Below are 20,008 nucleotides of genomic sequence, written 5' to 3'. Positions count from 1 at the left end.
TGCCGCTCAGAGCGGCATGCGTACGACCGCGGTCAGGCCCTTCTGCAGATACTCGACATGCACGCTGCTACCGAGAATCTTGTCGAGGCTGCGCTCGATCAGGATCGACCCGAAACCGCGGCGGCGATTCGGATCGACCGGCGGCCCGCCGACCTCGTGCCAGGTCATGTTGAGCACGCGGTGGCTATCCTCAAGCACCACGCGCGCTGTAATGACCACCTTGCCCGAACGGACCGACAGCGCGCCATATTTACGGGCATTCGTGGCAAGTTCGTGCAGCACGAGGCCCAGTCCGACGGCCTGGTCCGGCCCCAGTTCCACCTCGTCCTTGTGTATTTCGACCTGATCTTCATAGTCGAGCGCATAGGGCATGATCTGCTTCTGCAACAGCATCTTCAGGTGAATGCCACCCCATTCGTGATCGCTGAGCAGGCCATGCGCCTCGGAGAGCGATTGCAGGCGCCCGGCAAAGGCATCCATGAACTCGACGGGATCGCTCGTCTGGCGCAGGGTCTGGCGTGCCAGCGATTGCAGCATGGCCAGCGTGTTCTTGACCCTATGGTTCAGCTCGCGCAGCAGGAGCCGCGTGCGCTCAGAGGCAAGCTGTCCTTCGGTGACGTCGATATTGATGCCGAGGAAGGTGATGGGCCGCCCATCCGCATCTTTTTCATGCACCCGGCCGCGGCCAAGCAGCCAGCGGCCCGATTTCGCCGACCGGAAGAGCCCGTCATATTCGTTGCCGGTGGCGAGCGCATTGCGCAATTGGCCGATGGTGTTCTTGCGGTCCGCCGGATGCACCGCCATAAAGAATTTTCGCGCACTCATCGGCTTGGCCTGCTTGACGCCAAGCATGTGGTAGAAGGTCTCGTTGCCCGAAACCATCCCCGTCGAGAGATCCCACAGCCAACTCGCCACGTGTGCCGCGTCGAGCGCCAGGGAATGACGCTTCTCGTCGCGCGACAGCATTTCCGCCGTCATCGCCCGCCGCCTGGCCTCCTCCTTCAGCTTGATGAGCGAGGCCGCAAGCGAGGCAAGCTGTTTCAAGCGCGCCGGAAGTTCCGGCGCGATGCGCGCATGGACTTTGACATCGAAAACGCAGACCGTGCCGATCGGCTGGCCATCGACGACGACCGGCACCCCGGCATAGAAGCGCAGATGCGGCGCGCCGACGACGCTCGGCAATCCGGCAAAGCGTGCGTCCTTGCGGGCATCGGATATGACAAGCGGCTCGTTACCGTTCTCGGCGATCATGCGAGCACAGAAAGAGTCCTCAGACGGCGCCCGGATTTCCGGCGTGCCTTCACGCGCGAGGAACCACTGGTCCGTCCGTCCCAGGAGGGTGACGAGGGAAATCGGCGCGCCGAAGAGGCCTGCCGCCAAACTGGCTATGTCGTCGAAATCGGGGTCGGGTCCGAGAAACACCGGTATCGCTGTCTCGATCGCCGCCAAACGGGCCGGCGCCTCGAGAGCCGCGATAACATCGGACGACAATGGCTGGACGTTGTCTTTCATGCGCCTCTGGTATGCGATTCCGCGTCCGTTTTCACGCCAGCTCACGCCGGCAAACGCCTATTCGCACCAATCCCCTCAAAATATCCGCCGCCCGCCTCGAAAGGCAGGCGGCTTGGGTTCCATCACGATGCGAAGGCGCGCGAGGTGAGCGGCGCGGAAATCGCGTCGGGACCATAGTCGCTTTCGCCGCTCACCTGCAAAAGTTCCTGCAGGCGCTGGCGGGCGCGGTTGACACGGCTCTTGATCGTGCCGAGCGCGCAGCCGCAGATCTCGGCCGCTTCCTCATAGGAGAAACCGGACGCACCGACGAGAATGATCGCTTCGCGCTGCTCATCCGGCAGCTTTTCCAGGGCTTTCTTGAAGTCCTGCATATCGAGCGAACCATATTGCGGCGGGTGCTGCGCCAGGTTTTCCGTGAAGATACCGTCGCTGTCCTGCACCTCTCGGCCGCGCTTGCGCATCTTGCTGTAGAGTTCGTTGCGCAGGATCGTGAAAAGCCAGGCTTTCATGTTCGTGCCCATTTCGAACTGCTCCTGCTTCGCCCAGGCCTTCATGATGGTGTCCTGCACGAGGTCGTCCGCCTGATCGTGCCGGCGGGTCAAGGAAATGGCAAAGGCTCGCAGGCTCGGGAGAACCGCAAGGAGGTCGCGTTTAAAGTTGGTCTGCCCCTGTTCCATCATATCCTCACTCGGCCCGTTGAACGCTGTTTTCGGCAGCATCCAATTTTTCGAGAAGATCCAGGAACTTCTGGGGAAGCGCCTCCTCCTGTACCGAATGGTAGAAGGCGCGAAGCTTCGTTGCAATCTGGGCATTCGGGTCGCCCACGGTCTTGGGAGGCATCCCCCTGCTCGTTTTCTTTTCCACGCTAATCACTCTTGGCCACTTTCATTTTTTTCCGTGCCCTATCGGCGAATTCGGCGTGAAAATGCTCAGAACCAAAAAAAGTTCCCTGTTCCGGAACCAAAATTTGGTTTCCGCGTTCAAACCGTCAACTGCCAATGCAGCAATTCAAGAACAGGGGAACAATCATGCCGATTTCCGATCGCATCGGACCGCACCTTCCGGCGTTGCGCCGCTATGCTCGCGCACTGACCGGCACCCAATCCTCCGGCGATGCCTATGTCGCCGCCACGCTCGAAACCATTCTCATCGACACGTCCATGATGCCGGAAGGGGATGACGACAGGACAAGGCTCTTCGGCCTCCTGACCCGCATCGTCTCCTCCCTGCCCGTCTCCATGACCCCCGGCGCCGGGTCTATTACGCCCGGCATGGAGACGCCGTTCGACCTCTCCGGCGTCCCCCCGCTCGGCCGCCAGGCTCTGCTGCTTGCGACGGTCGAAGGTTTTTCGGTCGAGAAGACCGCCGAAATCCTGGAGGCTGAGGAGAGCACCATCCGTGCCCTGCTCGATACGGCCTTTGCCGAAATCGCAGCGCAGGCCGAAACGGGCATCATGATCATCGAGGACGAGCCGCTGATCGCGCTCGACCTTGCCCATATGGTGAGCGGCATGGGCCATCGCGTCACCGGCATCGCCCGCACCCAGGCGGAGGCAGAGACGCTCTGGAGCGACAGTCGCCCGGGCCTCGTGCTCGCCGATGTCAGGCTTGCCGATGGCAGTTCCGGCATCGACGCCGTGAACGCAATCCTCGCGCGAACGACAATCCCGGTGATCTTCATCACCGCCTATCCCGAGCGGCTGCTCACCGGCGAGCGGCCGGAACCCGCCTTCCTCGTTTCCAAACCCTTCAATCCGGAGCAGGTGAAGGTCCTTATCAACCAGGCCCTCCTCTTTACCCCGCAAGCGCGCGCCGCGGCTTGATCTCGCTCCCGGACGGCCGCAGCGGCGGCGCGGCCGGCGGCGGTGGGATGGCACGCCCACCGCCGCCATTGTATTTTCAGGAAATGCCTTGCGCACAAAAGAAAACAGCCAGCGCCTCGGAGGCACTGGCTGCTTGAGGTTCCACGAACCGGAGGGGGACACGGTTTCGTGGGCAATCACCAGTCGAGGGCCTCGCATCTTGGGGGATATGCGCGGACCGGTGACGACACAGAAACACGCGACATGCGATTTGGTTCCGTCAGTTCGCAAATTTTTTCGAGATTTTTTCAGTCGATCGCTTCGAGCTCTGCCCGGTGCCGGTAGAGGGCAAGGAACCGGCGATAATCGCGGTCGAAGCTCGCCCTGCGGCCGGAATCCGGCAGGAACTCGGTGCCACCCGGATACATGCCTGCACCCGCAGCCGGCAGGTCGGCATAGAGCCCGCCGGTAACGGCTGCGACCATCGCCGTTCCAAGCAGCACGGCATCGTTCGTATCCGGCACGACGACACGGCACCCCGTGACATCGCGGTAAAGCTCCATCAGCAACGGGTTGCGCACATGGCCGCCGGCGACGTGCAGCGTATCGAGCGGGTAGCCGCATTCGCCGAGCTTGTCGAGGATATGGCGGATGCCGAGCGCAATGGCGACGCAGGTGCGCCAGTAAAGCCGGCACAGACTATCGAAGGACGCATCGAGCGGCAGGCCGCTGATGACACCCAGCGCATGAGGATCGGCGAACGGCGAGCGGTTGCCGTGAAAATCCGGCAGGACATGCAGCCGGGCGGCGAACGCCTCGCCCTCCTGCGCCTGCAATTCCCGAATGCGGGTCACGATGCGGGCATGGTTCGCCACCGAAGGCTCGCCGCCTGCGCTGTGCGCCCGCACGATATGGTCGAGCAGGGCCCCGGTCGCCGACTGGCCGCCTTCGACCAGCCACCAGCCCGGCAGCACGGCCTCATAATACGGCCCCCACATGCCAAAGCCGAATTTTTCCGCCCGCGAAAAGGCGACGATGCAGCTCGACGTTCCACCGATCAGCGCCAACTGGCGTTCCAGCTTTTCGGGTTGGCCGGCAAAGGGGCCGAGCACGCCGAACGTGCCGGCATAGGCATCGATGAGCCCGGTCGCGACGACGCAATCCGTATCAAGGCCAAGGTCGCGGGCAGCCTCCGACGTCAACCGCCCGACGGCCTCTCCCACCGCCAGCGTCTCATCCGGAAGCGACCCGCGCACCCGCACGTCCTCAAGCCCGATCGCCGATAAAAAGCTCTCGCTCCACGGCTTTTCTTCATGGGCGAGGTAGTTCCACTTGGCCGTCATCGTACAGCGCGAGCGCGCATTCGAGCCGGTGGCCCGCCAGGTCATGAAATCGGCGAGGTCGAAGAAGTAGCCCGCCTTCGCCCATTGCTCCGGCTGATGACGCTTCAGCCACATGAGCTTGGGCATCTCCATTTCCGGCGACATGACGTGGCCGGAATGGGCAAGCACCGGATGCCCGGTGGCCGTGCAGATATCGGCTTCCTCGATCGCGCGATGATCGAGCCAGACGATGGTATCCCAGCGCGGCTCCTCGCCACCGGAGACGGCAAGCGGCTTTCCCTGCCTGTCGCGCACGACCAGCGAGCAAGTCGCGTCGATGCCGAGTGCCGCGACGCGGCCAGCCTCAACCGTGGCGACCGTGCACGCCGCTTTCACCGCGATGCAGACGGCCTGCCAGATATTTTCCGAATCATGTTCCGCGTAGCTTGCGCTCGGCCGGCGCATGGCGATCGGATGCTCTGATCGTCCCAGCAGGGCGCCGCTCCGGTCGAAGACACCGGCGCGCGCACTGCCGGTGCCGATATCCACCGCAACGATCAGATCGCGCATCAATGCTCTTTCCCGTCGACCTATTTCTTGCGGACAAACTGTAACAATTCCCGCATGTCGTCAAACAGGGCGTCGGGTTTCAGGCTAAGCAAGTTTTCGCGATGGCGCGGCGTGCGCGCATGGGAACCGCCGGTAAAGGCGACCACCCGCATGCCGGCGGATTTTGCCGCCGCAATGCCGGCGGGACTGTCCTCGACGACGACGCACCGGGCTGGCTCAATGCCCATTGCGGCGCTCGCATGCAGGAACAGATCGGGCGCCGGCTTGCCGCGCGAGACCATTGTGGCGCTGAAAATATTCGGTTCGAACCGGTCGAGCAGGCCTGTCACGGAAAGCGACAGGCGGATGCGCTCCGGCTGGCTGGATGACGCAACGCAATGGGCGATGCCCAGACCGTCAACCGTCTCGGCAATGCCGTCGATCGGCTGGAGTTCGCTGCGGAACCGCTCGTAGAGCACCTTGCGCATCGCCTCGAGAAAGGCGGCGTCGACGGCCAACCCGTATTCGTCATGCAGGATTTCCGACATGCTCTTCAGGCTGCGCCCGAGGAAGCGATCGTGCGCCTCGTCCTCGCTCATCGCGACGCCGGCCGCGGCCAGCGATTCAACAAGCACCGCAAGCGAAATCGGCTCGCTATCGACGAGCACGCCGTCACAATCGAAAATAACCAGTTCTGTCTCAGTGGCGGCCATGGCTCTCATTCCGTTTCAGGCCCCCGTGGTAACGTCTGCCCCCTGCGATGAAAAGCCCTGTAATTTCCGGGTTTTCCTCAACTTGCGAGCTGGTTTTCCAGATAGAGTTTCAGTGTCGCCCGCGTTCCGTTCTGCTGGAGGGATTTCAGCGCCGTGGCAAAGCGTTTCCGGAACAGCTCGGAATCCGCGACGGTACCGAAAATATCCTTGAGGTCGAGGAAGGCATCGGCATTGCTCTTCGCAGCAATCGCTGCTGCCTGGATGCGTTCGAAATTGGGATCGTTGAAGCTGATCGCCTTGCCGCCGTCGGTCGTACCGGCGAGATAATGGCACCAGAGGGCGGAGACGAGCGCCAGGCCCGTGACATCCTCACCGCGGGAAAGACGGTCGGACGTCGATGGCAGGATGAATTTCGGCTGGCGGTTGGAGCCATCCTGGGCCAGGCGCGGGATCGTGTCGGCAATCTTGGGGTTCAAGAAGCGGCGCTCGATCAGGCCGAAATAGTCGTTAAGATCGGTATCGGGAACCGGCGGAATGACCGGGATGATCTCCTCGCGCTCCAGCTTGGAAAGGAAGGCGCGGATATCCGCATCCTCCATCGCCTCGTGCACGAAGTGGATGTCGAGCAGGGCCGCCGGATAGGCGATCGCCGCGTGACCACCATTGAGGATGCGGATTTTCATATGCTCGTAGGGTGCGACATCCGGCACGAACTGCACACCTACTTTCTCAAGCGCCGGGCGGCCGAGCGGAAAGTGATCCTCCAGCACCCACTGCTTGTACTCTTCGCAGAACACCGGCCAGGCGTCATTGATATCGTAGTCATCGGCGGTAATGCCGATCTCGCGGGCGCCGGTCGCCGGTGTGATACGGTCCACCATGCCGTTCGGGAAGGCGACATGGGCGTCGATCCAGTCGGCGAGATCAGGATCGGTGAGCCGCGCGAGGCCGGAGACGGCGGCATGCGTCACCTCGCCGTTGCCCGGAATGTTATCGCAGGACATGACGGTGAAGGGCGCAATACCCTTGTCCTTACGCGCCTTGAGGCCGCCAAGGATCAGGCCGAACACGGTCTTCGGGTCGGCTGGATTGGCGGCATCGGCGGCAATCGCCGGATGGCTCGGGTCAAAGACGCCCGACGCCGGATTGATAAAGTAGCCCCCCTCGGTGATCGTCAGCGAGACGATGCGGATCGCCGGGTCGGCAAGCTGGCCAATCGTCGCAGCCGCGTTGCCGGGCGCGAGGTAATCGATCATCGCACCGGTGACGCGCGCACCGGACCGGTTGTTGTCCTGCTCGACCACGGTGGTCAGGAAGTCCTGGCCGGCAAGCTTCTCCCGCATCGCTGCATCGGAGGCCAAGACACCCGCACCGATCAGCGCCCAGTCGTGATCGAGGCCGAGATTGAACAGATCGTCGAGATAGACCGCCTGGTGCGCCCGGTGGAAATTGCCGACGCCGAAGTGAACGATGCCCGCCTTGAGGCTGGCGCGCTCATAGGTTGGCACGCCGGCGGTCTTGGCAATATCCTTGAGGGTCGCGAGCGACAGGTTCGTGGTCATGGTCTTGTCCTTCCGGTGTGTCCGGGCCGGTGGAGGCGCCGCCGCCTCCGGTCTCTGCTCGTGCCAGGTCCGCGTTCACGCGGGCCTCAGCTCATCCAGTTGCCGCCATCGACATTGTAGGTCTGCGCGACGATGTAATTGCTCTCCTCGGAGGCAAGGAAGATCGCCATGCCGGTGAGGTCGTCCGCCGTGCCCATGCGGCCGAACGGCACGGCCTCGCCGACGAGACGCTTCTTTTCGCCGCGCGGGCGGTTTTCATATTTGGCGAAGAGGGCATCGACCCCTTCCCAGTGCTCGCCGTCGACGACACCCGGCGCGATGGCATTGACGTTGATGCCGTGCTTGATCAGGTCGAGGCCGGCCGATTGCGTGAGACTGATGACGGCGGCCTTGGTGGCGCAATAGACGGCGACCAGCGCCTCACCGCGCCGCCCGGCCTGGCTCGCCATATTAACGATCTTGCCGCCGCGACCCTGCGCGATCATCTGCTTCGCCACCGCCTGCATCGTGAACAGCGTGCCCGAGACGTTGATCGCAAACAGCTTTTCATAACTCTCCCGCGTGATCTCGACGATCGGCGCGAGGTCGAAGAGTGCTGCATTGTTGACGAGGATGTCGATGCCGCCGGCTTCGGAAACACTAGCCGCAATGGCCGCATCGATTGAATCCTGCCGTGTCACATCGATCTCGACCGCATAGGCCGCGGGACCGATCTCCTTCGCCGTCGCCTGGGCCCGCTCGATGTTGATATCCGCGATGGCGACCTTTGCGCCTTCGCGGACATAGGCTTCCGCGAAGGCCCGGCCGATGCCGCGCGCCGAGCCGGTGATCAGCGCGCTCCTGCCCTCGAGCCTGTTCATCTGATTGTGTTTCCGTTGTCGGCAAAGCGGTGGATGCGGGTTTCGTCCGGCGTGAGCCACACGGTATCACCATGGGTGACGGGGAAGTCGCCGCCGGCGCGCACGGTCATCAGGCCGATGCCCTCGACGTTGACATGCAGGAAGGTGTCGGAGCCGAGGTGTTCGGCGACGCCGACGAGGCCCTTCCAGCTGCCACTCTCCTTGGAGAGCTTGACGTGCTCCGGGCGGATGCCGACGGTCGGCGCGTTGTACGGTTTGGCCGCCTCGCCCTTGACGAAGTTCATGCGCGGCGAGCCGATGAAGCCGGCGACGAACAGGTTGTCGGGCTTGTTGTAGAGATCGAGCGGCGAGCCGACCTGCTCGATATTGCCGGCGTTGAGAACCACGATCTTGTCGGCCATGGTCATGGCTTCCACCTGGTCGTGGGTGACGTAGATCATCGTGGTCTTCAGCTGGTGGTGCAACTCGCTGATCTCGAGCCGCATCGTGCCGCGCAGCGCCGCGTCGAGGTTGGACAGCGGCTCGTCGAAGAGAAAGGCCGACGGTTCGCGCACGATCGCCCGGCCGATGGCCACGCGCTGGCGCTGGCCGCCGGAAAGCTGGCCCGGACGACGTTCGAGATAGTTGGTGAGGTTCAAGACGCGGGCGGCCTCCGTCACCTTCTTGTCGATCGCCTCGGGGCTCATCTTCGCCATCTTCAGCGGGAAGGCGATGTTGTTGCGCACGCTCATATGCGGATAGAGCGCGTAGGACTGGAACACCATGGCAAGCCCGCGTTTGGCCGGCGCCTCCCCGGTGACGTCGCGGCCGTCGATCTCGATTGTGCCGCTGCTGGTGTCCTCCAGGCCGGCGATCAGGCGCAGCAGCGTGGACTTGCCGCAGCCCGATGGGCCGACGAAGACGACGAACTCGCCCTCATTGATGGTCAGGTCGATGCCCGGAATGACCTGCGTCTCGCCAAAGCTCTTGTTGACTTTCTTCAGGATAATCTTGCCCATGATGGTTCCTCCCCGATCTCGTTCTTTACTTCACGGCGCCGAAGGTCAGGCCGCGGACAAGCTGCTTTTGTGAGAACCACCCCATGATCAGGATGGGCGCGATGGCAAGCGTCGAGGCTGCCGAGAGTTTCGCCCAGAACAGGCCCTGCGGACTGGAGAACGAGGCGATGAAGGCGGTCAGTGGTGCTGCATTGGTCGTTGTCAGGCGGATCGTCCAGAAGGCTTCGTTCCAGGCGAGGATGATGTTGAGCAGCATGGTGGACGCAATGCCGGGTACGGCCATCGGCGTCAGCACGTAGACGATCTCGCCCCACAGCGATGCCCCGTCCATGCGCGCGGCCTCAAGAATCTCGCCCGGGATTTCGCGAAAGTAGGTGTAGAGCATCCAGATGACGATCGGCAGGTTGATCATGGTCAGCATGATGGTGAGGCCGATGCGGCTGTCGAGCAGGCCGAAATCGCGGAAGATGAGGTAGATCGGCACCAGCACGGCGACGGCCGGCATCATCTTGGTCGAGAGCATCCACATCAGGATGTCCTTGGTCTTGGCGGTCGGCGAGAACGCCATCGACCAGGCGGCGGGCACGGCGATCAACAGCGCCAGCAGCGTCGAGCCGAGCGACAGGATCACCGAGTTCAGGAAGAACTTGAAGTAATTGCTCTGCGCCTGCACGGCCTGGTAGCTCTCCACCGTGCCTGACGGAATGATGTTAAAACCCTGGATCGCCTCGGTCTCGGATTTGAACGAGGTGATGATCGTGTAGAGGATCGGGAAGAAGATGATCAGCGCGACGATCCAGGCGGCGATCGTGAACACTACAGTGCGTCTTGTTGAAACTGCGCGAGCCATGGTCTTTCCTCCTACTTGTCCAGGTTCTTGCCGACGGCGCGCATCAGGAAGAAGGCGACGATATTGGCGAGGATGACGGCGATGATGCCACCGGCGGACGCTCCGCCGACGTCGTAGCCAAGAAGGGCCGTGCGGTAGATCAGGAACGGCAGGTTGGTGGATGCATAACCCGGGCCGCCATTGGTGGTGACGAGGATTTCCGCATAGACGCCGAGCAGGAAGATCGTCTGGATCAGGATGACGACCGTGATCGAGCGGGAAAGATGCGGCACCGTCAGGTAGATGAAGCGGGAAACGAAGCCGGCGCCATCCATCTCGGCCGCTTCCTTCTGCTCGCCGTCAAGCGATTGCAGCGCGGTGAGCAGGATGAGGGTAGCAAACGGCAGCCATTGCCAGGCGACGATGATGATGATCGAGAACAGCGGATATTGCGCAAACCAGTCGACCGGCTGGAGGCCCAGCGCCCGGTTGATATCGGCAAGCACGCCGTAGCCCGGATGCATGATCATGTTCTTCCACACGAGTGCTGCCACCGGCGGCATGACGAAGAACGGCGAGATGATCATGATGCGCACGATCCCCTGCCCCCACATCGGCTGGTCGAGCAGAAGCGCAATCGCCACGCCGCCGAGGACCGTGATGAAGAGCACCCCGCCGACGATCAGCAATGTGTTCCAGATCGACTGGAAGAAGGCCGGGTCGGTATAGAAATACTGATAGTTGAACAGCCCCGCCCAGCTGACATTGGCCGGGTTCAGCAGGTTGTAGTTCTGGAACGAAAACCACAGCGTCATCGCCAGTGGCACGATCATCCAGATCAAAAGCAGCCCCACAGAGGGCGCCAACATCATCCGCGCCAAACCGCGCGTGTTCTCCGTCGCCATTGTCGTGACCTCCCTTTTTGCCGGCAGCTCCCCGCGCCGGGCAGGCATCGCATCCATGTTGGATAGAGCCCAAGTACCGTTGTCACACGTTTTTTGCAGCTCCGGCTCGGAGGGCCGCGCCGGGTGCAAGACCCCATTTTCGGCTGCCCGGAACGCATCCCGGGCAGCCCGTCCTTGGGGAGGAGGTTTTACTTGATGTAGCCGGCGCGGGTCATTTCACGTACCGTGACCTGCTGTGCCTGGGCGAGCGCATCGTCGACCGTCATCTGGCCGGCAAGCGCTGCCGAGAAGAGCTGGCCCACCGTCGTACCGAGACCCTGGAATTCCGGGATCGCCACGAACTGTACACCGACATAGGGCACAGGCTTGACGGTCGGGTTCTTCGGGTCGGCGGCATTGATCGAGTCAAGCGTCATCTTGGCGAAGGGTGCTGCCTTCTGGTATTCCGCATTCGCATAGAGCGAGGCGCGGGTGCCCGGAGGCACGTTTGCCCAGCCTTCCTTCTCGGCGACCAGTGCTGCGTATTCCTTGCTGGTTGCCCAGGCAATGAACTTTTCAGCCGCTTCGGTCTTCTGCGAGCCTGCCGGGATGGCGAGGTTCCAGGCCCAAAGCCAGTTGCCGCGCTTGCCGAGACCGGTATCGGGAGCGAGCGCATAACCGACCTTGTCGGCGACCGTCGATTCCTTCGGGTTTGAGACGAAGGACGCGGCGACCGTGGCGTCGATCCACATGCCGCAATTGCCCTGCTGGAAGAGCGCCAGGTTCTCGTTGAAGCCGTTCGAGGACGCGCCCTGCGGGCCGGCGTCGTTCATCAGCTTGACGTACATGTCGAGTGTGTTCTTCCATTCCGGCTGGTCGAACTGGGGCGTCCACTTCTCGTCGAACCAGCGGGCGCCGAAGGCATTGGACGTGGCGGTCAGGAACGCCATGTTTTCGCCCCAGCCGGCCTTGCCGCGAAGGCAGATGCCGTTGATGCCGGCAGCGCGGTCGGTCATCTTGCGGGCCGCTTCACCGATGAACTCCCAGGTCGGGGCGTCGGGCATGGTGAGCCCGGCCTTTTCCATCAGGTCCTTGCGGTACATGACCATCGAGCTTTCACCGTAGAACGGCGCAGCATAGAGCTTGCCGTCTTCGCCGGTGAGACCCGAGCGGATGGCCGGCAAGAGGTCGTCGACGTCATAGTCGGCGCCGAGATTGTCGAGCGGCACCAGCCAGTTCTGCTTTGCCCAGATCGGAACTTCATAGGTACCGATCGTCATGATGTCGTACTGGCCGCCCTTCGTCGCGATGTCGGTCGTGACGCGTTCGCGCAGGACGTTTTCCTCGAGCGTGACCCACTCGAGCTGAATGTCCGGGTTCTTCGTGGTGAAGGCTTCCGTCAGCCCCTGCATGCGGACCATGTCGCCATTGTTGACCGTCGCGATGGTGAGCGTTTCGGCGTTGGCGATACCGCACAGGAGAGCAGCCGAGCAGGTGCCCAGCAGAAGGGTTTTCAAATTCATCGTCTTCCTCCCAGAAGGGTTTTGAGCATTTGCTTCGCTCATGGGCAATTACCCACATTATGCCGCAACAAGTCAACGATCATTCGTTGCTGCATCGCACAAAGCGAGGCGGCAGACCTTGAATCTCCTAGGAAATTTCTGTTGGGTGGGTAGGCTTCGACCGGGCCGGAAGGGCCTGCGTCAGGCCGAAAGCAGGTAACGCGCCGTCGACTCATCGGTGATGACACCGTTGATCATGCCGCCGCGAAGAGCCGCAAGGAGAGCAAGATGTTTGCGTTTGCCCTTGGCAAGGCCGATGACCGTCGTCGTCTCGCGCGGCGGTAGCGGCACCGAGGCGACGCGCTCGTTGATGCTGTTGTCGAGCAGCTTTCCGTTGCGGTCGAACATCCAGCCGCAAATCTCGCCCGCGGCACCCTCCTCCATCAGCCGCGCCATTTCCTCCGGATCGAGGAAACCGTCGAGGCAGAGCGGCGCATCCGCGCCGAGTTCGCCGATACCGACAAAGGCGACATCGGCCTCGCGGCCGAGCCGCAAGGTCGATTGCACGAGGCTCTGCTTGTGTAGGAGATCACGCTCCTCGGTGGAGGAAACGAGAACCGGCAGCGGCATCGGATAGTGCCGCGCCTTGACCGCGTCAGCCATCGAGAAGATGACGTTGTAGTAGGCGGCCGAACCGTCCGGGCCGATATTGCCGGTCAGCGACATGATGCGGTGCTGAGGACATTCCATCGTCGGCAGTTGGTCGATCGCCGCCTTCAGCGTTCGCCCCGTCCCGACGGCAAGCACGATCGGATCGCTCTTCTTGAGCCAGCGCTCGATTTCCGCCGCACCCGCTTCCGCAATGCCGATCGTCGTGGACGAGGAGCCCGGGTCGCTCGGCACGATATCGACATGCACCAGCGCAAATTTCTTGCGCAGCGCCTCGCCCAGTTCCAGGCATTCGGCGATCGGGTGGTCGAGGCGCACCTTGATCAACCGCTCGGCGACGGCAAGCGAAACCAGGCGCTGTGCCGACTGGCGCGAAATACCCATGGCGGAGGCGATCTCGTCCTGCGTGCGGCCGGCGACGTAATAGAGCCAGCCGGCCCTCGCCGCATCATCCAGCCGCCCGGCTGTTTCCGTCCGCTTCGCCATTGTATTCCCCGCTTGTTTCACACGATTTGCTGCATCTTTTCGGGTCATCTGTCAAACGCCGCATGATGCCGCGGCAAGAACAGGCTCCGATGCCCGGCCTCATTGCCGAGAGAAAAACATAACCAAAAATATCATGTTTTTTCGTGCTGGACCGCCTGAGAAACCGGCATTTCATTTGAAATTTTACCGTTTGATAAAAAAATAAACCTGAGTTACCGTTCTGTCATTCAAAAGCCCACGCGAATGGGAGAATAACATGGGAACGACGCAATCTGGGATTCATCGGGCGCGCCTTGAGCCGGCCGAATACGAGACGAACTTTTCCGATCTTCACCCGCGCCTCGACGATCATGAGGCGCTGGTCGCAGCCGACCGCTGCTACTTCTGCCATGACGCGCCGTGCATGACGGCCTGTCCCACCTCCATCGACATTCCGCTGTTCATCCGCCAGATCTCGACGGGCAACCCGATCGGCTCGGCGAAGACCATCTTCGACCAGAACATTTTAGGCGGCATGTGCGCCCGCGTCTGTCCGACCGAGACGCTGTGCGAACAGGCCTGCGTGCGCAACACCGCCGAGCACCGCCCCGTGGAAATCGGCCGCCTGCAACGCTACGCGACAGACGTCGCGATGACGGAGAACAAACATTTCTACGAGCGCGCCGAGCGCACCGGCAAGGCAGTCGCCGTTGTCGGCGCCGGTCCGGCAGGCCTTGCCAGTGCCCATCGCCTTGCCATGAACGGCCATGACGTCGTGGTCTTCGATGCCCGCGAAAAGGCCGGCGGCCTCAACGAATACGGCATCGCCACCTACAAGGCGGTCGACGATTTCGCTCAGAAGGAAGTCGATTACGTGCTGGCGATCGGCGGCATCGAGGTGAAGAATGGCCTGAAACTCGGCCGCGATTTTTCGCTCGCCGACCTTACCGCCAATTTCGACGCCGTCTTCCTCGGCATGGGTCTTGCCGGCGTCAATGCACTGCGCGCCGAAGGCGAAACCCTGCCGGGTGTCGTTGACGCCGTCGACTTCATCGCGGAACTGCGCCAGGCCGAGGACAAGGCCGCCATTCCGGTCGGCCGCCGCGTCGTCGTCATCGGCGGCGGCATGACGGCAATCGACGCCGCCGTGCAGGCCAAACTGCTCGGCGCCGAGGAGGTGACGATCTGCTACCGCCGCGGCAAGGAACATATGAACGCCTCGCCGTTCGAGCAGGATCTTGCCGCCTCCAAGGGCGTGATGATCCGCCACTGGCTGCAGCCGAAGCGCGTCATCGCCAAGGATGGGCATGTTGCCGGCATCGAGGTGGAATATACCGAAATGCGCGACGGCACGTTGACCGGCACCGGCGAGACCGGCGTGCTGGCAGCCGACCAGGTCTTCAAGGCGATCGGCCAGAGCTTCGAGGCCTCCGGGCTTGGTTCGCTTGCCATGTCCGGCGGCCGTATCGTCATCGATTCCGAAGGCCGCACCTCGGTTCCCAATGTCTGGGCGGGTGGCGACTGCGTGAAGGCCGGCGAGGACCTGACGGTCACCTCCGTCGCCCAAGGGCGCGATGCGGCCGATTCGATCAACCGCATGCTGGCTGCCGGTGCGCAGCCCGCCGTTGCCGTCGCTTGAGGGAGATGAGACATGGCTGATCTTCGCAACAATTTCGTCGGTATCAAGTCGCCCAACCCGTTCTGGCTCGCCTCCGCGCCGCCGACCGACAAGGCCTACAATGTAGAGCGCGCCTTCAAGGCGGGCTGGGGCGGCGTGGTCTGGAAGACGCTCGGCGAGGAAGGCCCGCCGGTCGTCAACGTCAACGGCCCGCGCTACGGCGCGATCTGGGGCGCCGATCGCCGGCTTCTGGGCCTGAACAATATCGAGCTGATCACCGACCGCGACCTCTATACGAACCTGCGCGAGATGAAGCAGGTCAAGATGAATTGGCCGGACCGGGCGCTCATCGCCTCGATCATGGTGCCCTGCGAGGAGGAGAGCTGGAAGGCAATCCTGCCGCTGGTGGAAGAGACCGGCGCCGATGGCATCGAGCTCAATTTCGGCTGTCCGCACGGCATGTCCGAGCGCGGCATGGGTGCGGCCGTCGGCCAGGTGCCGGAATATATCGAAATGGTCGTGCGCTGGTGCAAGCAGTATACGCGCATGCCGGTCATCACCAAGCTGACGCCGAACATCTCCGACATCCGCAAGCCCGCCCGTGCCGCCAAGGCCGGCGGCACCGATGCCGTGTCGCTGATCAACACGATCAACTCGATCGTCTCCGTCGACCTCGACAATTTCGCGCCGAACCCGACGGTCGGCGGCAAGGGAACCCATGGCGGCTATTGCGGCCCGGCGGTGAAGCCGATCGCACTCAACATGGTGGCCGAGATCGCCCGCGATCCGGAAACCCACGGCCTGCCGATCTCCGGCATCGGCGGCATTACGACATGGCGGGATGCCGCGGAATTCCTGGTGCTCGGCGCCGGCAACGTGCAGGTCTGCACCGCGGCCATGACCTATGGCTTCAAGATCGTTCAGGAAATGATTTCCGGTCTCTCCGACTGGATGGACGCCAAGGGTCACCGCGACCTCGACGACATCTGCGGCCGCGCCGTGCCGAATGTCACCGACTGGCAGTATCTCAACCTCAACTACATCGCCAAGGCCCATATCGACCAGGATGCCTGCATCCAATGCGGCCGCTGCCATATCGCCTGCGAGGACACCTCGCACCAGGCGATCACACAGTTCGTCGATGGCGTGAGACACTTCGAGGTGATGGAAGACGAATGCGTCGGCTGCAATCTCTGCGTCAACGTCTGCCCGGTCGAAAACTGCATCACCATGGTCGGTCTCGAACCCGGCGTGCTGGACCAGCGCACCGGCAAGGTGGTCGATCCGAACTACGCCAACTGGACGACGCACCCGAACAACCCGATGGCCAAGCAGGCCGCGGAGTAACGTTCTCTCGCAAAATCGATCGCAGAACGTCGCGTTCTGCGATCGAGCTTTGTGGTGAGGGCGGTAGGGAAGTCAGCGTTTTCTCAAGATCGGGAAGACCATTCCAAATGTTATGCTGGCGATTGCGATGATCTGGGAAGGCGTCAGTGTTTCACCGAGCACCACCATGCCCGCCACCGCCGTCGCCACCGGAATGCACGGCATGAACAGCGAAGCCTGTTGCGGGCCCAGTTGACGAACGACGTAGGTGTAGAGCACCACCGCAACCGCACCGGCAAGCAAACCCTGGATCACCAATTGCGTGGCGATCTCGGCCATGGATGCCGTTGCCAGTCCGCTCGGCGCCAGAGCGTGCAGCAAAGGAAGCGGCAGGCAGGAGAAGAGGACGACGGCGATCGTCGTGGTCACCGCATCGAGCGACCAGAGCCTCACCAGCACCGCATAGACCGCAAACATGATCCCCGATCCCGCAAACAGCAGGTCGCCGCGCAGCGTGTCGTCCGCGACAGCGCCTGCATGAAAGACGAACAGCAGCAATCCGCCGATGACCGCGGCAATGCCGACCTTGCGCGCGCCGGATACCTTGTCCTTGAACACGATGCGCGAGAACACGAAGGAGAAGAACAGGATGGAGGCGGGCGACAGGGCGGCGGCGTGGCTCGCCGGTGCATAGGTAAGACCCTGATTGATGATCAGCGGATAGGGCAAACCCGTCAAAAGGGCCAAAAGAACGGCCTTCCGCCAGCCGAGCGCCCTCAGCTTTCCGATGCCGGTGGTCCATAACACCGGCAAAAAGACGAGGGCAGCGCCGACAAATCGCAGGCTCACGATATCGGCCGCCGTCAGATGCTCCCGCAGGCTGAAGCGGGCGGCAACGAACTGGATGGTGGTGATCGCGACGAACACAATTCCCGCCAGAAGTGCCAGCCGTTTGCTGCCACCATAGTCTGCGATCGTCGCAACACGCACGCTTGCCTCCCTCTTGGCGGAACGGGACTGTCCCGTGGTAATCACATGCTATTGCGCGATCAAGCGTGGCTAAATATATTGAATTTCTGCATTCGAAGTGAAAATCACCATACGATGGATGAAATAGCGTGAATCATGAACTCGCCGATCTCGACACGATCGACCGCAGCCTGCTGAGGCTCCTTCAGGAAGACGGACGTCGCACCACGCTCGAACTGGCCAACCGGGTCGGCCTGTCCCCGACCGGTGCCAGCCAACGCGTCAAGCGCCTGTTTCGCGAAGGTTACGTAAAGGCCGTCAGGGCGATCCTCGATCCGAAAAAGATCGGCCGCGGCACCGTGGTGTTCATACAGGTCCGCCTCGACCATACGGCACCGCATATTTTCGAGCGGTTTTCCGATGCGATCTCGAAGGCGCCGGAAGTGCTGGAATGCCACATGGTCATCGGTGGCTTTGACTATCTCGTAAAGGCGAGAATTGCCGACATGTCGCTGTTTCAGGACTTTCTGGAGCGGGTGATCCTGCCTCTGCCCGGTGTAAGGGAAACCCACACCTATGCATCGGTGGGGGATGTAAAGCCCGACGCCGTGCTGCCGATCTAAATCATCGGAGAGGCTTTCCAGATTTGCTGTGGTCGGGCTGAAACGCTCAAGCCGTAACTCACCCGAAGACGTTAAAGCTCTGCCCCGCGCTATAGGCCAGCAGCGCCAGACCCGCGAAATAGACAATGGTCAGCACGACCATCACATATCCCCCAAGCACCACCAGCCCGTCGCGCTGCGAAATGCCGGCGGCGAGCAGCAGGATGGCGACGCCGGGCAGCGTGTTGGAGAAGGGAATGAGACCGAGCGGCGCCATGAGCAGGATGCCGGCCCCCATCAGCACCAGGCCGTTGACGCGGTTCATCATCACACCGGCCGTCAGACCCGTCAGCCGCGGCTTGAAGAAGCGGTCGAAGCGGCGCAGGAATTTTACCCCGCGCTCCAGCACCGGCCGGAGCTTGCCGCTTTCCAGCCGCCGGTCGGCGACCTTTTGCGGCAGCCAGGGCAGCCGGTTGAGCGTGATCGCCGCGCTGATCAGCACGATGCCGGCGCCGAAGACGGTCGAGACACCCGGGATGGAGACCGGAAACAGGAACGGCAGCGACAGGAAGGCGCAGAGCAGCAGCAGGCCGCTTTCCCCCATCATCGCAAGCAGATCGCGCAGCGTAATGTGCTCGCCTTTGATCGAATGGATGATGTCCTCGAGCAATTCGCTCGTCTTGCGGTCGGTGTCCTTGAAGCCGATGGCCATCGTCATTGCCTGTCCTCTGCTGTTTCGCCGGGATATGGGTGGCGATTGCGGCTTTCCTGTGGGCCGGCGCGCTGTCGCACACGGCTCCCTTTGTCACACAACGACCAGTGCAAAACCGCGTCGCACTTTTGCTGGACTTGCTCTATGACCATGCCGCGCCGCAGACAATAGGGTGATTTTCTTGACGAATCGTATGCCGGCCCGCGCGGGCCTCTCCGTCCACGCAAAAGGCCGTGAAAAGCTCAAGGGCCACCTCGCCATGCTGCTCTTCGCCGTGCTGATCGCCGGATCGTTCTCCTTCGGCGGGCTGGCGGCGCGCCACATGGAGGCAGAGCCGCTGACGCTGTGGCGCTACATGCTGACCATCGCCGTCATGGCTGCGCTCGCCTTCGGCGCGTTCAAGGTTCCCGCTGTCTGGCCCAAACAGGCCTGGCGTTTCCTCGTGCTCGGCGGCCTCATCGCGATCTACATGTTGACCATGTTCACGGCTCTGGAGTTCACGAGCCCCATTGCCACTGGCGCCGTCTTCACGCTGATGCCGCTGATGAGCGCCGGCTTCGCGCTGCCGGTGCTCGGCCAGAAGACCCGGCCCGGCGTGCTAACCGGTCTCTTCATCGCCGCGGCCGGCGCGGTCTGGGTAATTTTCCGCGGCAATATCGACGCAATCCTGTCTTTCGACATCGGCACCGGAGAGGTGATCTTTTTTGCAGGCGTCGTCTGCCATGCGCTCTATGTGCCGCTGATCCGCCGCTTTGATCGCGGCGAACCGGCCGTCGCCTTCGGCTTCTGGGTGACTGTGGGCGCCACGGTCTGGCTGGTTGCACCAGGCATCCGCGGCCTTTTCGAGACGGATTTTTCCGCCCTGCCCATCGCCGTTTATGCCGCCGTCACCTATCTCGCGGTCGTCACCACGGCTGGCACATTCCTGCTCCTGCAATATGCTTCCATGCGCTTGCCCGCCTCGAAGGTGCTGGGCTACGGCTACCTGACGCCCAGCTTCATCATCCTGCTTGAAGGCCTGCTCGGCCACGGTTGGGCAAGTCTGCCGGTGCTTGGCGGCGCACTCGTCACGGCCTGTGGCCTCGCGCTGATGGCCTTCCTGCCGGATTGACCG

The 20,008-nt window shown here is 62.5% G+C and carries 19 protein-coding genes; 5 read left to right on the top strand and 14 right to left on the bottom strand.

Going from position 1 to position 20,008, the window contains the following annotated elements:
• Positions 1-6: 6 nt before the first annotated feature.
• From ACT6VE_RS00360 to ACT6VE_RS00350, 3 genes are all read right to left on the bottom strand, one after another.
• Entirely contained in the window at positions 7-1,512 is a 1,506-nt protein-coding gene (locus tag ACT6VE_RS00360) for a sensor histidine kinase (RefSeq protein WP_444796653.1), read from the bottom strand.
• A 122-nt stretch (positions 1,513-1,634) separates the two neighbouring features.
• Positions 1,635-2,189 carry an RNA polymerase sigma factor gene (locus tag ACT6VE_RS00355; protein WP_444797424.1) on the bottom strand — a complete coding sequence of 185 codons (555 nt, stop codon included), beginning with the start codon at positions 2,187-2,189 and terminating at the stop codon, positions 1,635-1,637.
• A gap of 7 nt (positions 2,190-2,196) precedes the next feature.
• On the bottom strand, positions 2,197-2,352 hold the full coding sequence (locus ACT6VE_RS00350; protein WP_444797423.1) for a NepR family anti-sigma factor: 156 nt from the start codon (positions 2,350-2,352) through the stop codon (positions 2,197-2,199).
• A 188-nt stretch (positions 2,353-2,540) separates the two neighbouring features.
• Here ACT6VE_RS00350 and ACT6VE_RS00345 point away from each other — a divergent pair, with 188 nt between their 5' ends.
• Positions 2,541-3,335, top strand: a complete 795-nt coding sequence (locus ACT6VE_RS00345; RefSeq protein WP_444796652.1) for a response regulator — start codon at positions 2,541-2,543, stop codon at positions 3,333-3,335.
• 287 nt (positions 3,336-3,622) lie between these two features.
• Here ACT6VE_RS00345 and ACT6VE_RS00340 read toward each other — a convergent pair whose 3' ends face one another.
• The 9 genes from ACT6VE_RS00340 to ACT6VE_RS00300 all read right to left on the bottom strand — a co-directional run bounded on the left by ACT6VE_RS00340 (position 3,623) and on the right by ACT6VE_RS00300 (position 13,688).
• Positions 3,623-5,206, bottom strand: coding sequence for an FGGY-family carbohydrate kinase (locus tag ACT6VE_RS00340; protein WP_444796651.1), 1,584 nt, complete (start codon positions 5,204-5,206; stop codon positions 3,623-3,625).
• A 20-nt stretch (positions 5,207-5,226) separates the two neighbouring features.
• Positions 5,227-5,898 (bottom strand): HAD family hydrolase, encoded by a 672-nt coding sequence (locus ACT6VE_RS00335; protein WP_444796650.1) that lies wholly within the window; start codon positions 5,896-5,898, stop codon positions 5,227-5,229.
• A gap of 77 nt (positions 5,899-5,975) precedes the next feature.
• A complete protein-coding gene (locus ACT6VE_RS00330; RefSeq protein WP_444796649.1) occupies positions 5,976-7,460 on the bottom strand; it encodes a mannitol dehydrogenase family protein in 1,485 nt (494 codons plus the stop codon).
• Between the two features lie 86 nt (positions 7,461-7,546).
• Entirely contained in the window at positions 7,547-8,320 is a 774-nt protein-coding gene (locus tag ACT6VE_RS00325; RefSeq protein WP_444796648.1) for an L-iditol 2-dehydrogenase, read from the bottom strand.
• Positions 8,317-9,318: an ABC transporter ATP-binding protein gene (locus tag ACT6VE_RS00320; protein ID WP_444796647.1), complete on the bottom strand. Its 1,002-nt coding sequence runs from the start codon at positions 9,316-9,318 to the stop codon at positions 8,317-8,319. The genes ACT6VE_RS00325 and ACT6VE_RS00320 overlap by 4 nt, the downstream gene beginning before the upstream one ends.
• Before the next feature lie 25 nt (positions 9,319-9,343).
• Positions 9,344-10,168, bottom strand: a complete 825-nt coding sequence (locus ACT6VE_RS00315; RefSeq protein WP_444796646.1) for a carbohydrate ABC transporter permease — start codon at positions 10,166-10,168, stop codon at positions 9,344-9,346.
• Between the two features lie 11 nt (positions 10,169-10,179).
• Positions 10,180-11,052, bottom strand: coding sequence for a carbohydrate ABC transporter permease (locus ACT6VE_RS00310; RefSeq protein WP_444796645.1), 873 nt, complete (start codon positions 11,050-11,052; stop codon positions 10,180-10,182).
• Between the two features lie 188 nt (positions 11,053-11,240).
• On the bottom strand, positions 11,241-12,554 hold the full coding sequence (locus tag ACT6VE_RS00305; protein WP_444796644.1) for an ABC transporter substrate-binding protein: 1,314 nt from the start codon (positions 12,552-12,554) through the stop codon (positions 11,241-11,243).
• 180 nt (positions 12,555-12,734) lie between these two features.
• Positions 12,735-13,688 carry a sugar-binding transcriptional regulator gene (locus ACT6VE_RS00300; protein WP_069057894.1) on the bottom strand — a complete coding sequence of 318 codons (954 nt, stop codon included), beginning with the start codon at positions 13,686-13,688 and terminating at the stop codon, positions 12,735-12,737.
• Positions 13,689-13,944: 256 nt separating this feature from the next.
• On the opposite strand from ACT6VE_RS00300, the gene ACT6VE_RS00295 reads away from it, so the two are divergent.
• Positions 13,945-15,306 (top strand): NAD(P)-dependent oxidoreductase, encoded by a 1,362-nt coding sequence (locus ACT6VE_RS00295; RefSeq protein WP_444796643.1) that lies wholly within the window; start codon positions 13,945-13,947, stop codon positions 15,304-15,306.
• A gap of 12 nt (positions 15,307-15,318) precedes the next feature.
• Positions 15,319-16,632 carry an NAD-dependent dihydropyrimidine dehydrogenase subunit PreA gene (preA, locus tag ACT6VE_RS00290; RefSeq protein WP_444796642.1) on the top strand — a complete coding sequence of 438 codons (1,314 nt, stop codon included), beginning with the start codon at positions 15,319-15,321 and terminating at the stop codon, positions 16,630-16,632.
• A gap of 72 nt (positions 16,633-16,704) precedes the next feature.
• Here the strand turns inward: preA and ACT6VE_RS00285 are convergent, their stop codons facing one another.
• Positions 16,705-17,601: a DMT family transporter gene (locus ACT6VE_RS00285; RefSeq protein WP_444796641.1), complete on the bottom strand. Its 897-nt coding sequence runs from the start codon at positions 17,599-17,601 to the stop codon at positions 16,705-16,707.
• 128 nt (positions 17,602-17,729) lie between these two features.
• On the opposite strand from ACT6VE_RS00285, the gene ACT6VE_RS00280 reads away from it, so the two are divergent.
• Positions 17,730-18,203: an Lrp/AsnC family transcriptional regulator gene (locus tag ACT6VE_RS00280; protein WP_444796640.1), complete on the top strand. Its 474-nt coding sequence runs from the start codon at positions 17,730-17,732 to the stop codon at positions 18,201-18,203.
• Between the two features lie 58 nt (positions 18,204-18,261).
• Here ACT6VE_RS00280 and ACT6VE_RS00275 read toward each other — a convergent pair whose 3' ends face one another.
• The gene (locus ACT6VE_RS00275; protein WP_444796639.1) at positions 18,262-18,900 is read right to left on the bottom strand and encodes an exopolysaccharide biosynthesis protein; all 639 of its coding nucleotides are present in this window, start codon (positions 18,898-18,900) and stop codon (positions 18,262-18,264) included.
• 175 nt (positions 18,901-19,075) lie between these two features.
• Between ACT6VE_RS00275 and ACT6VE_RS00270 the strand changes: the two genes are divergently transcribed.
• Complete coding sequence (locus tag ACT6VE_RS00270; protein ID WP_444796638.1) at positions 19,076-20,005, top strand: DMT family transporter; 930 nt, start codon at positions 19,076-19,078, stop codon at positions 20,003-20,005.
• Positions 20,006-20,008 lie beyond the last annotated feature (3 nt).

Origin of the sequence: Shinella sp., from assembly GCF_052438155.1 — a bacterium.
Taxonomy (GTDB): Bacteria; Pseudomonadota; Alphaproteobacteria; order Rhizobiales; family Rhizobiaceae; genus Shinella.
The sequence above is the reverse complement of the archived record's forward strand: the minus strand, read 5'-3'. Positions and strand labels throughout refer to the sequence as shown.

Coding starts and splice junctions, on each gene's coding strand:
- ACT6VE_RS00295 (WP_444796643.1), top strand. CDS start 13,945: ATGGGAACGACGCAATCTGGGATTCATCGGGCGCGCCTTGAGCCGGCC.
- ACT6VE_RS00310 (WP_444796645.1), bottom strand. CDS start 11,052: ATGGCGACGGAGAACACGCGCGGTTTGGCGCGGATGATGTTGGCGCCC.
- ACT6VE_RS00325 (WP_444796648.1), bottom strand. CDS start 8,320: ATGAACAGGCTCGAGGGCAGGAGCGCGCTGATCACCGGCTCGGCGCGC.
- ACT6VE_RS00335 (WP_444796650.1), bottom strand. CDS start 5,898: ATGGCCGCCACTGAGACAGAACTGGTTATTTTCGATTGTGACGGCGTG.
- ACT6VE_RS00315 (WP_444796646.1), bottom strand. CDS start 10,168: ATGGCTCGCGCAGTTTCAACAAGACGCACTGTAGTGTTCACGATCGCC.
- preA (WP_444796642.1), top strand. CDS start 15,319: ATGGCTGATCTTCGCAACAATTTCGTCGGTATCAAGTCGCCCAACCCG.
- ACT6VE_RS00305 (WP_444796644.1), bottom strand. CDS start 12,554: ATGAATTTGAAAACCCTTCTGCTGGGCACCTGCTCGGCTGCTCTCCTG.
- ACT6VE_RS00350 (WP_444797423.1), bottom strand. CDS start 2,352: ATGCCTCCCAAGACCGTGGGCGACCCGAATGCCCAGATTGCAACGAAG.
- ACT6VE_RS00300 (WP_069057894.1), bottom strand. CDS start 13,688: ATGGCGAAGCGGACGGAAACAGCCGGGCGGCTGGATGATGCGGCGAGG.
- ACT6VE_RS00330 (WP_444796649.1), bottom strand. CDS start 7,460: ATGACCACGAACCTGTCGCTCGCGACCCTCAAGGATATTGCCAAGACC.
- ACT6VE_RS00320 (WP_444796647.1), bottom strand. CDS start 9,318: ATGGGCAAGATTATCCTGAAGAAAGTCAACAAGAGCTTTGGCGAGACG.
- ACT6VE_RS00355 (WP_444797424.1), bottom strand. CDS start 2,189: ATGGAACAGGGGCAGACCAACTTTAAACGCGACCTCCTTGCGGTTCTC.
- ACT6VE_RS00340 (WP_444796651.1), bottom strand. CDS start 5,206: ATGCGCGATCTGATCGTTGCGGTGGATATCGGCACCGGCAGTGCGCGC.
- ACT6VE_RS00345 (WP_444796652.1), top strand. CDS start 2,541: ATGCCGATTTCCGATCGCATCGGACCGCACCTTCCGGCGTTGCGCCGC.
- ACT6VE_RS00360 (WP_444796653.1), bottom strand. CDS start 1,512: ATGAAAGACAACGTCCAGCCATTGTCGTCCGATGTTATCGCGGCTCTC.
- ACT6VE_RS00275 (WP_444796639.1), bottom strand. CDS start 18,900: ATGACGATGGCCATCGGCTTCAAGGACACCGACCGCAAGACGAGCGAA.